Origin of the sequence: Tenacibaculum halocynthiae (assembly GCF_964512825.1) — a bacterium.
Classification (GTDB): domain Bacteria; phylum Bacteroidota; class Bacteroidia; order Flavobacteriales; family Flavobacteriaceae; genus Polaribacter; species Polaribacter halocynthiae.
In genome coordinates this window covers 112,245-124,168 of record NZ_CAZELG010000012.1, presented here as the reverse complement: position 1 = coordinate 124,168, position 11,924 = coordinate 112,245, and the positions used below count along the sequence as shown (strand labels likewise).

Genomic DNA, 11,924 nt, shown 5'->3' with positions numbered 1-11,924 from the left:
AATAGTTAAAACAATATTCCCGCAAATTTTGCGGGAATCTTATAAATTTTAAGTGCAATTACATGGCAAACTTAAAAGAAATACGAAACAGGATTACTTCAATTAAATCAACAATGCAGATTACCTCTGCCATGAAAATGGTATCGGCTGCTAAGTTGAAAAAAGCTCAAGATGCAATTACGGCAATGCGTCCTTATTCATCTAAGCTTACTGAATTATTGCAAAGCTTAAGCGCTACTTTAGATAGTGATGCAGGTGGAGCATATTCAACGCAAAGAGAAGTAAACAAAGTGTTGTTAGTTACGATAACCTCAAACAGAGGTTTATGTGGTGGTTTTAATTCTTCAATTATAAAAGAAACAGTTAAAACGATTAATGAAACATACAACGGAGTTACTGTTGACTTATTTACAATTGGTAAAAAAGGAAACGATATCTTATCAAAAGAAAATAATGTTATTGAAAATAGAAATGATATTTTTGATGAGTTAACTTTTGATAACGTAGCTTTAGTTGCAGAGCAATTAATGGATTTATACGTAGGTGGTTCTTATGATAAAATAGAAATCATTTATAATAGATTCAAGAATGCTGCAACTCAAATACCACAAGTTGAACAGTTCTTACCTATTAAACCAATTGAAGGTGACGCAAACGTAAATTTAGATTATGTTTTTGAACCATCAAAAGAAGAAATTGTTTTAGAGTTAATTCCTAAATCATTAAAAACTCAGTTATACAAAGCTATTCGTGATTCATTTGCTGCTGAACATGGAGCTCGTATGACTGCAATGCATAAAGCAACTGATAACGCTACTGAGTTACGTGACGAATTATTATTAACGTATAACAAAGCACGTCAAGCTGCAATTACTAATGAAATTTTAGAAATTGTTGGTGGTGCTGAAGCATTGAATAATTAAGAAATACTAATAGATATTTTTATAAAACCAGAAAACATTTAAGTTTTCTGGTTTTTTGTTTGAAGACTTTTATCTTAGTTTTTAAAAATTTTATTTATGAAAAAAATACTTTTTATTTTATTACTTACCACTTTTTCTTTAGAAGCTCAAATTACCTATGTAGGTAATCGAGCAATAAATATTAATAACACATTTTTAGATTTTGATATGGCGATAATTGCGACTTCGTATGGAGGAAATATTGCTGTCTCAGAAAAATTTATTAATAACCTTAATAAAAACTCATTAGAATATTATATTGTAAAAGGACAATTATTATATAACACTAAAGGGTTAGACATTTTTACAAAGTATATTGACAAAAATATAATAAATATCGATGATAGGATATATATTAAAGCATATGTCAATCTTTTAACTAAAAACATTGATGATTATAATTATTATCTTAAATTGATAAAAGATAATATGCTAAAAACAAAATTAAAAATACAATATATTATAACATATTACTACAACATTAATCCTAAAAAGAAAAAAGAGATTATTGATAAAATAGAAGACTTACTACAGTCTAATATTCCACTTACAGATCAAGACAAGTTGTTTTTAAATTTATCAATAGTAGATTTTAAAGATTGGGATAGTAAAAATGAAAAATTTTCTTTTCTTTTAGATGTATATAATAAATTTAAAGAATTAATAAATAGTCGTCTTTTACTCGAATATCTTAATGAAGATTGTGAGAATAAAAAATGTAAGGAAATTGAGAAAGAAATTGCTGTTGAAAAAAATGCATATAATCTAATAGAAAAAATTTTACTAGAAGAAGATTTGTTAGAAGAAAAATTAACTAATATTATTGAAAGAAGCCCTAAGAATAAATTACAATTAAAATCTTATATTTTTACTTATCATAAAAGATTAGAATTATCTGTTCAACTTCAATTTTTTATTTATGGAGCAACTAACCATAAATTTAGTATTTCTTTTGTAAATTATCTAAAAGAATCATTGGATAGAGATATATTAATAACCAATATCCTGAAAGGAAAAGATATATTAAGAAAAAAGAAAGTGCCTTTAAATGAAGACCTACTACAAAAACAAAATGACGAAGAGTTATTTGCTCTTTTAGGAATTAAAAATCATCTTATGTTATTAAAAAAGAATAAAGAAATTTATATGAAAAGTTCCAGTATAAGAAAACAAGCAACTTTTGAAGAGTACTATAATCCAGATTCATACTTAACTTATCTTAAAAATAATCCTCTTCATAATGAAACCAGGTTTTTTGAAATAGAAAACTTAAAACAATATCAGAAAGTATTGAAACAATTGAAAAGTTTTAACAAGTATAACCTTTATCAGAAACAATTATATTTTAATACACTAATACACAATGAAAAATATTTTAAATCAAGTAATTTTACATCTAAAAATATTATTAATAGCTTGATAGATATATTTATAATAAATCAAGAAGAAGGAAACCCTGAAGGTTTAGATGAAAATAATAGAATTATACATTACTTTTTATATGTAGACTGGCCTATAAGATTAGCTTCTTCTTTTTCAGATTTATCATGTTTGAAAAAGCTAACTTCAACACTCAGTAAATATGATATAAAAGATATAATAGATTCATTGAAGATAAAAATAAAAACTCATCAGAACAATAAAAACTTAAAGAGTATATTAACTTTATTATTAAGTATTTACGAAGTAGATTAATTTTAAAACGATATTTTTTTGATGTATTTCTGATTAATAGAATTTAATTTACTTTTTAAATTAACAATGCGTTAATAAAACACCTAAGTTAAGAGATGAAGCGATAAGAATTGTTAAATTACTTCTCCACAACTTAGACCTGGATATCAAGAAGGAAAATCTGTAAGGGTTGGTTATACTATCCTCATAACTTTTAATGTAGAGTAATAAATAAAAAAAGCGAACCAACTTGGTTCGCTTTTTTGTTTACATTATTTTCTAAGCTAAATAGATACTAAGTTTTTAATTGCCTTGGATTTTTGATTATTTCTATTTACTAAATATAGATAAACTAATAAGGGAATGAGTCCATGCGGTATTCTATATAATACTAAATATATGTATTGATGCATAATACTCAATGATACATCATAACTTAGACCGCTTATTATTCTTGCAAAAGCGGTAATAAAACCCCAAAAGCAAGCATATAGTAACATCGTTTTTGCTACTTTAGGTATAAATAAACCAATTGCAATAATAAAATCTATAATCCCAGCTATAAATAATAGGTTTTTAGCGCTTGTTTCTGTGATGGGTAATATATTTAACGTCATTGTAACAAAGTTACCTGGTAACGGATAAAAAACACCAATAGCATACATTCCATGACAAGTAAAAGCCAAAGCAATGAAAATTTTTAACTTAAATATCAATTGATGAATATTTCGAGTTTTTAAATAATATACTAATGCTATTGGAACTCCAAATTGAATTGCATGTTCAAAGAACATAATTAAGTGATAAAATTTATTTTTAGTAATTAGCATCGCTAATACTACTATACTAACTGCTCCTAATTTCAAGATTGCTAGTTGCCATTTTTTAGAAGTTTCAGTAATAGTGAGTGATATTATTGCACAAACAGTGTATAAGCCACCTATACTTTTGGTTAAAAACTGTATAGCATGATCAGTATTTAAGTTTGTAACATACGATTGCCAGGATGTATTAAAAACAAAATTAATTATAGGTTCTAATAGTTGCTGATCCCAAAATACACTTCTATAAGGAGCATCCCAAAACAAATGTTGATATGCTCTACCAGAAAAAATAAAAAAGGTACTGATTTTTAAAAAATTAAGAAGAGTTGTTCGATTCATAAAAAGATCAAATATATAATTACTACGATTTTCCTTTGTTAACTATGCGTTAGTAGATTATGTTTATAGGGTTAACATATTGTTTAGTAGTTTATTATACTATTAATTCTTTTTTTTGGTTATATACTAATTATCAGTAAAAATATATTTGTAACTAAATTCTATTAACTAAACATAATCCCCCTTCAAGATGAAAAAATCTTTTTTAAACATACTACTTTTTTTAGTAGTTACTTCTTACGCATCAAATGATAAGTACCGATTAATTCTAACAGATAATCCAGCGACTACAATTATGATTGGTTGGAATCAGATTTCTGGTACAAGCCCTAAAGTGCATTACGGCACTACAGACTATGGAACAAATTGGCAAAATTATCCAAGTTCAAAAAGTATAGATCGATCAATTTCTTATAAAGGAATGAGTAATACTTTTGCTAAATTGACTGGCTTAACCCCAAATACCAATTACTATTTCGTTATTACTGATAGTCAAGGAACCAGTAGCCGTTTCTGGTTTAAAACTGCTCCTAGTAATAATCAAAGAATGTCATTCATTGCAGGAGGAGATTCTAGGAATAATAGAACCCCTAGAAGAAATGCTAACTTGTTAGTGTCAAAATTAAAACCAACAGCTGTTTTTTTTGGTGGTGATATGACTAACGGAGATTCAAGTTCAGAATGGCAAAGTTGGTTTAATGATTGGCAATACACAATAGCTACTGATGGAAGAATGTTTCCAATAATACCAGCTAGAGGAAATCATGAAGATTCAAACAATAGCATTTATAATTTATTTAATGTTTCTTCATCTAATGTATATTATGATATTACTTTTGGAAATAATTTGTATACAATTTATACATTAAATTCTGAAATTTCTGCTGGCGGAAATCAATATTCTTGGTTGAACCAAAAGCTAAACGGAAATAGTTCTATATGGAAATCTGCTCAATATCATAAACCAATGAGACCTCACGTATCTTCAAAATCTGAAGGGAATGATGAATATGCTAACTGGGCTCAGTTATTTTATGATAAAGGTGTTAATTTAGTTTTTGAATCAGATTCACATACAGTTAAAACAACTTGGCCCGTGAAACCTTGTTCAGGCGGAAGTGGATGCGATGATGGTTTTATAAGAGATAATAACAATGGAACTACTTATGTTGGAGAAGGTTGTTGGGGAGCTCCATTACGTTCTTCAAATGATGCAAAAAACTGGACAAGAAATAATGGTACTTTTAATCAGTTTAAATGGGTTTTTGTTGAAGAATCAAAAATTGAAATTAGAACAATTAAAGTAGATAATGCAAATAATGTAGGTTCAGTAACTAATGATAATCCATTTACTACCCCTTCTAATTTAGATGTTTGGAACCCGTCAAATGGAAGTGTTGTAACTATTATAAACTCGAACGTGAGTTATCCAGAAGTAACTCTAACTAACCCGATTGATGGTTCAACTCATAAAGTTAATATAGCAATAACTATCAATGCGAATGCCTCGGATAGTGATGGAACAATAGCTAATGTGAAGTTTTATGTGAATGATAACTTAATACAAACAGATACAAGTTCACCGTATTCAACCAGTTGGACACCTAGTGTTAATAATCAATCATATATTTTAAAAACTGTAGCAATAGACAATGATGGAAATGAAACAACATCAAAAGAAATTTCAATCTTTGTAGGAGAGGTATCAAAAACAATAACATCAACAATTAATAGTGGAGATGATGATGCTGAACAATATGAATCATCTGGTAAAATGTATATGAATAGTTCTGATTTAGAATTAGTGTATGATGGAAGTTCAAAAGGAAACCAGCACATAGGTCTACTATTTAGAAATTTAAACATACCTACAAATGCTACGATAACAAGTGCATACATTCAATTCACTACAGATGAAACTAATTCAGGGAATACTTCATTAGGGATAAAAATTGAAGACTCGTCAAATGCTCAAAATATAACTTCTCAAGGGTATAACATTACATCAAGATCGTATTATAATAAAACGATTAATTGGAATCCAAACTCATGGACTACAGTTGGAGAATCTGGGAATAAAAAAAAAAAACACCAGAGTTAAAAGAATTAGTACAAAAAATAATAAATAAATCGAGTTGGAGTCTTGGTAACTCAATGATGTTTTATATCTCAGGAACAGGAGAGCGAACTGCTGAATCATATGAAGGAAGTAGTAGTAAAGCTCCAAAATTAGTTATAACGTATACAACTGGTAGTTCCGACGGAGGAGGAAATACTCCAAAATGTGAAGATGTTTATGTAACTCTAGTGTTTGATAAATATTCAAAAGAAACTTCATGGACATTGAAAAATAGTAGTAGTGAAACGGTAATGAGTGGAGGAAATTATACCCAAGGAAATGGAGAGTCAATTACGGTATCTAAGTGCTTACCAGTTGGGTGTTATGATTTTAGTATTAATGACACCTATGGAGATGGAATTTGTTGTGATTATGGAAACGGTTCATATAAAGTAACGAAAACTGACGGTACAGTTTTGGTATCTGGTGGTAGTTTTACAAGTTCAGATACTAAACAATTTTGTTTAATGAATACTTCTGCAAGAAAAAAAGAAAAGAAAGAAACATCATTAAAATCAAAAATTACTCTTTATCCGAACCCTACTTCTGATAGATTATTCATTAGTGGAGGTGAAAACACATTATTATGGATAGCGAAAGTTCTTGATATTTCTGGTAAAAAAATACTTGAAGCACCTGTAATAAATAGTTCTATAAATATTTCAAACTTAACTAATAATTCAATTTATTTTATTGAAATATTTAATGAACTTGGAGAAAATAAACTGTCAGAAAAAATAATAAAGAAATAATTAATAATAAGAATGACTTTTAAAAAACGGATTATTAATTAGTAATCCGTTTTTTATTGAGTAATTAGTTTTAAAATACTTTGCGGATCAATTCCACATTGTAGTTGTAATTCTTCAGTAGTTCCGTGATGAATAAAATTATCAGGAATTCCTAAGACTTCTATTTTACCTTGATAGTTATAGTTTGAGGCAATTTCTAAGATAGCACTTCCAAATCCACCATTTTTGCAACCATCTTCAATAGTAATTATTCTATTAAAGGTTTTAAAAATATTTTTAAGTATTTCAATGTCTAGTGGTTTTACAAAACGCATATCATAATGAGCAACAAGATCTTTATTTTTAATGTTATATACCGCTTCAGTGACATTTTTAGCTATTGTGCCAATTGATAGTATAGCTATTTTATTACCTTCTTTTAAACAAGTTGCTTTACCAATTTCTATTTTATTAAAAGGAAGCTGCCAATTTTTGATGTTTCCTCTTCCTCTTGGATAGCGAATTGCTATTGGTTGCTTTAATTCTTTTTGAGCAGTGTATAATATATTTCGAAGTTCTATTTCGTTTCTAGGAGCAAATATTATTAAATTAGGAATACATCGTAAGTAAGCAATGTCAAAAACACCATGATGAGTAGCTCCATCTTGACCTACTAGTCCAGCCCTATCTAAACAAAAAATAACTGGTAAATTTTGTAGCGCTACATCATGAATTACTTGATCATATGAACGTTGTAAAAAAGTAGAGTAAATATTACAATAAGGAATTAACCCTTCAGTAGCCATACCAGCAGCTAAAGTTACTGCATGTTGTTCAGCAATACCAACATCAAAAGTACGTTCAGGAAACTCTTCCAACATAAATTTTAATGAACTTCCAGTTAACATAGCTGGAGTAATACCTACTATTTTTTTGTTTTTATGAGCTAATTCAACAATTGTTTTTCCAAAAACATCTTGAAATTTAGTAAACTCATTTTTTTCTTTCGGTAAAACATCACCTGAAATTTTATCAAATTTACCAGGAGCATGATATTTTACTTGATTTTCTTCTGCTTGGCGTAATCCTTTTCCTTTTGTAGTAATTACATGTAAAAACTTAGGACCAGGAACATTTTTTAAGCGTTCAAGTTCTCTTAATAATTCTTCAAGATTATGACCATCTATAGGACCAGAATAATCAAAATTAAGTCCTTCAAAAATATTATGTTGTTCTACATCGTATCGAGTAGATTTTATACGAGTTAAATAATCTTTTAAAGCACCTACTGAAGGGTCTATTCCTATAGCGTTGTCGTTTAAAATAACTAGTAAATTTGCATTAGTGTCTCCTCCATGATTCAAAGCTTCAAATGCCATTCCGCTAGCAATAGATGCATCACCAATAACAGCAATATGATGTTTGTTTTTTCCTTGTAGTTTTGAAGCTATTGCCATACCTAAAGCTGCAGATATTGAAGTAGAAGAATGCCCTACGCCAAAAGTATCATATTCACTTTCACTACGTTTTGGAAATCCAGAAATTCCATTTAACTGACGATTTGTATGGAATACATTTTTTCTACCAGTTAAAATTTTATGAACATATGCTTGGTGTCCTACATCCCAAACTAATAAATCTTCAGGAGTGTTAAAAACGTAATGCAATGCAATTGTTAATTCAATTACCCCTAAGCTAGCACCTAAATGCCCTTCTTTAGTTGAAACTACATCAATAATAAAATCGCGTAATTCTTTAGCCACTGTAGGTAAATTATTTACAGTGATTTTTCTTAAATCAGAGGGATATTCGATAGTATGTAATAGGCTTTCTGACATTAAACAAATGTACAAAAAGCATTATATAACCCTACTGTAAGCATAAAACTTTGTAGTTTTGTAGTATGAGTAAATTATATGTAGTGCCAACGCCAATTGGAAACCTAGAAGATATGACTTTAAGAGCAATTAGAGTTCTTAAAGAAGTTGATGCTATTTTAGCTGAAGATACACGTACAAGTGGGAAGCTATTAAAGCATTTCGAAATTGCAACACCAATGCAATCTCATCATATGCATAATGAACATAAAACGGTAGATACAATTATTAGGCGTTTGCAAAGTGGTGAAACTTTTGCATTGATTTCTGATGCTGGAACTCCAGCAATTTCTGATCCTGGTTTTTTACTAACACGAGCTTGTATTCAACACGAAATAGATGTTGAATGTTTGCCTGGTGCTACAGCCTTTGTTCCAGCTTTAGTTAACTCTGGTTTACCAAATGATAAATTTGTTTTTGAAGGTTTTTTGCCTGTTAAAAAAGGAAGGCAAACTCGTTTAAAATTACTTGCTGAAGAAACTAGAACGATGATATTTTATGAAAGTCCGCATAAGCTTTTAAAAACATTAACTCATTTTGGTGAATATTTTGGTAACGATAGGCAAGTGTCAGTATCTAGAGAATTAACAAAATTATTTGAAGAAACCAAACGAGGAAGCGTAGAAGAAGTGTTATCATATTATACAGTTAAACCTGCTAAAGGTGAAATAGTTATTATTGTTGATGGTAAAAAATAGGTTTCTCATTCTAAAAAGAAACTAATTGATATTCTGGATACTGTTTTTGTAATAATTTTTCTGATTTTTCAGGAATAACTTTAAGGGTTATATATGTTATAATTATTGAAAAGACAATCATGAAAGAAGAAAACATACAAAAGAATAGTCCCATTTCATAAAAATCTTTGTTGGTAGGTAAACTAATATCGAAAATGTAAAAAAGAATAAGAGTAAGACTTCCAATGCCTTGAGTTTTTATGATGTCTTCTAGCATCCATCTTTTTCCTGTTTTCTTATTTTTTTTCTTTAAATTTTTGCTAGAATAATAAACTGCTATGGTTTGTAGTAGACAAAGAGATAAATAGGTCGTAGTATATATGTAATAAGCAAAATTTAGTTGTTGAATTTGATAAAAAGACAATAACATTAATACAGTTAAAATGATTTTAGGAAGCTTAAACCAATCTTTAATAAATTGAAATACAATTTTAATATATTTTTTATTTAGTTGCTTTTGTTTTTCTTCAATTACATCCATAAAACCAAATATTCCAAATTTTTTAAAAGAAATATCTCTTGCTTTTTCGAAAGATAGTTGTGGTTTATTATCCCATATTTGCTCAATATCATTAGCTAAATGATCTACAAGTTCAGTTTGTACATCATAATATTCTACATAATGCTGTCGGGTAAATATATACAACTCTTCTATATGTTTTTCTGTTAGCTTTTTCATAATGATAATTCTCTTTTTATGTTTTCAATTTTAGTGTATGCCATTCGAAAAATTTTGTAACCTGTATGCATTGCTACATAGTATAAAGGAATTAATAATAACCACACTTTTTTTTGAATTACTTCAGAAGTGTATGGTATAAATTGGATAACCATGTTAAGAATTAAAAAAGTAAAAGAGAAATAGAAAACCCCATAGTTTATATGAACAGATTTCCCAAATTTTTTAAAATAGAGTATAACTGTGTGTATTAAACAAAAAACAATGGGTATTATGTACAAGATAATGTTTAGCTGTTTAAAATATTTCAAAGAAATACTTTGAGCTAAAAAAAAGTAGGTTAATGTAAGTGTGAAAAAAACTAATACTTTTTTAAATGATTTAAAGAAATCTATAAACATTTTAGAAAATTGTTTTCTGTAAAGAGTATTTATAGTTTTCCAACCGTTTTTATGGATTTCACGTAAGTTTTTATTCCAACCAGATCTTTCTAAAGCATTTTTAAATTCACTTTTAAAAAGTGTAGTTTCAGAATTTAATTCAATATCAGAGACTAAGTGATCCACCATTTCTATCCTTTGATCCCAATATTCAATTCCGTTTTCCTTTAAATAATTATCTATGAATTGTATTTGTTCCTTAGTTAATTCCATACTTATTCAATTAAGTAATTATATTTTTCTTTGATAGTATTCATTTTTGAGATAAAGCTTTCTCCTGAAAGAAATAAACCAAAAAAAGAAATAAGCATTGTATTAAAAAGGGAAGAATTCCAATCACCATTATTATTACCAATTTTTGATAAATTAAAAAATTGAAAAGCTATATTGATTATGATTCCTCCTGCTAAAGAGTATGAATGAACAATTTTTAATTTTCCAAATGTTTTTATAAATTCTCTTGTTTTTAATACATAATATGTGATGTATCCAATCAATAAAATTATTGGAAAATACAAAGTGTTTATGTTTTGTAATTTATTCATATAAAAACTAATGCTAGCGACTATGCTTATTATAGCTAAGTTTCTTGGTTTAATTGTCTGTTGAACCATATCTTTTAAAATAAATAAAGCATCAGACCAAAACTTTTTCTTCAATATTGAATCATACCTTTTTTTTAGTTCTTCTTTTCTACTTAACATATATTTTAAAAAATGAGTATGAAGTCGTTGGTCTTCATAAAAAGCAGGAATATTACTCACTTTATTTTCTATTTCTGAAGCGATATGATCTACCATTTCAAATCGGATGTCTATATATTCGACACCAATAGCCTCTAAAAAATTATTTATTTGTTGTACTTGTTCCTTAGTTAATTCCATTAAAAAGAATATTTTTTCAACAATGTAAAGTGCTTTTTATAAAGCTTTATAGCTAGTTGAAACATAAATAAACTAACAACTAAAATCATTGTTTTTAATAAATCTAAGCCATCATGTTTGGTTATAAAAGAACCAGAAATCATAAAAGGAAATAAAACTACAGCCAACACTTGAGTTTCATATAAAAACCTGAAAGATGTTTTTTGCTTCGTAGAATATATATGGACGTAACCTAATATGATTAATAAAGAAAGAGCATAGGATACGGTTTGAAAAGTAATGTTTGCGATATCCGTTATAAGGGTTGAAACATTTAAAGAAATACTATCATTGAAACCTATTGAGAGTAGCATTAGAATAAATATACTCCATATTTTTATAGCATGTGGTTTTCCATATTTTTTCATTTTATTTATAATAAGTAAAGGTTTTACATAGCAATACCCTAAATAAATACTAGAAGAATTTTGTAAAAGAACATTCCATTTTTCAGTTGCTTTATTAAATGAATGATCAAAGTCTTTTTCAGTAAGCATAGTGCTTTCTATTTCCGAAATTATGTGGTCAAGTACTTCAACTCTAATATCTATATAGTAAACCATTTTTTTATCTAGATACTTTTCTACTTGCTGTGTTTGGTTTTTAGTTAGCTCCATAC

Annotated in this window: 11 protein-coding genes; 5 read left to right on the top strand and 6 right to left on the bottom strand. The window is 27.9% G+C overall.

Features of this window, described 5'->3' with window-relative positions:
• Positions 1–62: 62 nt before the first annotated feature.
• Both atpG and ACKTTQ_RS03920 read left to right on the top strand, forming a co-directional pair.
• Positions 63–923, top strand: coding sequence for an ATP synthase F1 subunit gamma (gene atpG, locus ACKTTQ_RS03925; RefSeq protein ID WP_093869642.1), 861 nt, complete (start codon positions 63–65; stop codon positions 921–923).
• Between the two features lie 96 nt (positions 924–1,019).
• Complete coding sequence (locus ACKTTQ_RS03920; RefSeq protein ID WP_408048461.1) at positions 1,020–2,657, top strand: hypothetical protein; 1,638 nt, start codon at positions 1,020–1,022, stop codon at positions 2,655–2,657.
• A 263-nt stretch (positions 2,658–2,920) separates the two neighbouring features.
• On the opposite strand, the gene ACKTTQ_RS03915 is transcribed toward ACKTTQ_RS03920, so the two are convergent.
• A complete protein-coding gene (locus ACKTTQ_RS03915; RefSeq protein WP_408048460.1) occupies positions 2,921–3,799 on the bottom strand; it encodes a hypothetical protein in 879 nt (292 codons plus the stop codon).
• A 190-nt stretch (positions 3,800–3,989) separates the two neighbouring features.
• Here ACKTTQ_RS03915 and ACKTTQ_RS03910 point away from each other — a divergent pair, with 190 nt between their 5' ends.
• Positions 3,990–5,900 carry an Ig-like domain-containing protein gene (locus tag ACKTTQ_RS03910; protein ID WP_408048459.1) on the top strand — a complete coding sequence of 637 codons (1,911 nt, stop codon included), beginning with the start codon at positions 3,990–3,992 and terminating at the stop codon, positions 5,898–5,900.
• Between the two features lie 53 nt (positions 5,901–5,953).
• The gene (locus tag ACKTTQ_RS03905; protein WP_408048458.1) at positions 5,954–6,670 is read left to right on the top strand and encodes a T9SS type A sorting domain-containing protein; all 717 of its coding nucleotides are present in this window, start codon (positions 5,954–5,956) and stop codon (positions 6,668–6,670) included.
• Positions 6,671–6,723: 53 nt separating this feature from the next.
• Here ACKTTQ_RS03905 and dxs read toward each other — a convergent pair whose 3' ends face one another.
• Complete coding sequence (gene dxs, locus ACKTTQ_RS03900; protein ID WP_408048457.1) at positions 6,724–8,487, bottom strand: 1-deoxy-D-xylulose-5-phosphate synthase; 1,764 nt, start codon at positions 8,485–8,487, stop codon at positions 6,724–6,726.
• A gap of 65 nt (positions 8,488–8,552) precedes the next feature.
• Here dxs and rsmI point away from each other — a divergent pair, with 65 nt between their 5' ends.
• Entirely contained in the window at positions 8,553–9,224 is a 672-nt protein-coding gene (gene rsmI / locus ACKTTQ_RS03895; RefSeq protein WP_093869646.1) for a 16S rRNA (cytidine(1402)-2'-O)-methyltransferase, read from the top strand.
• A 10-nt stretch (positions 9,225–9,234) separates the two neighbouring features.
• On the opposite strand, the gene ACKTTQ_RS03890 is transcribed toward rsmI, so the two are convergent.
• From ACKTTQ_RS03890 to ACKTTQ_RS03875, 4 genes are read right to left on the bottom strand one after another with little or no spacing between them, the layout of a single operon-like run.
• Complete coding sequence (locus ACKTTQ_RS03890; RefSeq protein WP_093869647.1) at positions 9,235–9,942, bottom strand: hypothetical protein; 708 nt, start codon at positions 9,940–9,942, stop codon at positions 9,235–9,237.
• Positions 9,939–10,595, bottom strand: a complete 657-nt coding sequence (locus ACKTTQ_RS03885; protein ID WP_093869648.1) for a hypothetical protein — start codon at positions 10,593–10,595, stop codon at positions 9,939–9,941. The genes ACKTTQ_RS03890 and ACKTTQ_RS03885 overlap by 4 nt, the downstream gene beginning before the upstream one ends.
• A 2-nt stretch (positions 10,596–10,597) precedes the next feature.
• Positions 10,598–11,266 carry a hypothetical protein gene (locus ACKTTQ_RS03880; protein ID WP_093869649.1) on the bottom strand — a complete coding sequence of 223 codons (669 nt, stop codon included), beginning with the start codon at positions 11,264–11,266 and terminating at the stop codon, positions 10,598–10,600.
• Positions 11,266–11,922, bottom strand: a complete 657-nt coding sequence (locus ACKTTQ_RS03875) for a hypothetical protein (protein WP_408048456.1) — start codon at positions 11,920–11,922, stop codon at positions 11,266–11,268. Before ACKTTQ_RS03875 ends, ACKTTQ_RS03880 begins: the two co-directional genes overlap by 1 nt.
• Between the last annotated feature and the right edge of the window lie 2 nt (positions 11,923–11,924).

Excerpts from the sequence above, each read along its gene's own strand:
- atpG (WP_093869642.1), top strand. The coding sequence starts at position 63 with ATGGCAAACTTAAAAGAAATACGAAACAGGATTACTTCAATTAAATCA.
- ACKTTQ_RS03920 (WP_408048461.1), top strand. The coding sequence starts at position 1,020 with ATGAAAAAAATACTTTTTATTTTATTACTTACCACTTTTTCTTTAGAA.
- ACKTTQ_RS03915 (WP_408048460.1), bottom strand. The coding sequence starts at position 3,799 with ATGAATCGAACAACTCTTCTTAATTTTTTAAAAATCAGTACCTTTTTT.
- ACKTTQ_RS03910 (WP_408048459.1), top strand. The coding sequence starts at position 3,990 with ATGAAAAAATCTTTTTTAAACATACTACTTTTTTTAGTAGTTACTTCT.
- ACKTTQ_RS03905 (WP_408048458.1), top strand. The coding sequence starts at position 5,954 with ATGATGTTTTATATCTCAGGAACAGGAGAGCGAACTGCTGAATCATAT.
- dxs (WP_408048457.1), bottom strand. The coding sequence starts at position 8,487 with ATGTCAGAAAGCCTATTACATACTATCGAATATCCCTCTGATTTAAGA.
- rsmI (WP_093869646.1), top strand. The coding sequence starts at position 8,553 with ATGAGTAAATTATATGTAGTGCCAACGCCAATTGGAAACCTAGAAGAT.
- ACKTTQ_RS03890 (WP_093869647.1), bottom strand. The coding sequence starts at position 9,942 with ATGAAAAAGCTAACAGAAAAACATATAGAAGAGTTGTATATATTTACC.
- ACKTTQ_RS03885 (WP_093869648.1), bottom strand. The coding sequence starts at position 10,595 with ATGGAATTAACTAAGGAACAAATACAATTCATAGATAATTATTTAAAG.
- ACKTTQ_RS03880 (WP_093869649.1), bottom strand. The coding sequence starts at position 11,266 with ATGGAATTAACTAAGGAACAAGTACAACAAATAAATAATTTTTTAGAG.
- ACKTTQ_RS03875 (WP_408048456.1), bottom strand. The coding sequence starts at position 11,922 with ATGGAGCTAACTAAAAACCAAACACAGCAAGTAGAAAAGTATCTAGAT.